The 714-nt window shown below is 46.6% G+C and carries 1 protein-coding gene; it reads left to right on the forward strand.

The features are described from left to right. A partial coding sequence (gene mce / locus A3739_RS05115) for a methylmalonyl-CoA epimerase (RefSeq protein WP_068500578.1) occupies positions 1-373 on the forward strand: 373 nt, incomplete at its 5' end. Positions 374-714: the final 341 nt, after the last annotated feature.

Below are 714 nucleotides of genomic sequence, written 5' to 3' on the forward strand. Positions count from 1 at the left end.
TGCAGTACCTGATTTACAGAAAGCAATTCAACGCTTTGCTGAAGACTTTGGCTTGGATTTCAAAGGCCAAGAAGATGTTGAGTCCGCCCTGACTAGCACGGCATTTTTCCCTTTAGACAAAACAAGCATTGAGCTTGTGCACCCACTGAATGGACAAGGACCGATCCAGAAGTATATCGACAAAAAAGGCGGGGGCATGCATCACCTATGCTTTCGAAGCGATGACATCGACTCTGACATCGAACGCCTCAAAGCAAAGGGTTATGAGTTCTTGTCAGATGCGCCATCACTGGGTGCACACAACTGCCGAGTTATCTTCATTCACCCTAAAAGCTGCGATGGCGTTTTGGTTGAATTGAATCAGCCGATGTAGTTTTAATAAATTGGGGTCAGCATAAAAGTACTCTGACCCCAGTTGTGAAAATTTTATCGACGCATTAAGCCCGTCGATTGCGAAGCAATCCGGGTCGCCTTTGGGGTGTCGAGGTCTTTGGCGACACAAAGACCCCGACTCGTCATCAGACGAAAACCAAAGTTAGTTTAAGCACTAGAGTTAAATTATGACTGAAAAGAAAACGCTCAAACTCGACGAGTGGGAAGCCCTCGCTACCAAACAAATGAAAGGCATGACTCCAGAAGAAATGACTTGGATGTCACCTGAAGGCGTTCCCGTAAAAGTACTCTATACGGCCGACGACACGAAGGGTCTTGAGC

It is taken from the genome of Oleiphilus sp. HI0067, from assembly GCF_001635735.1.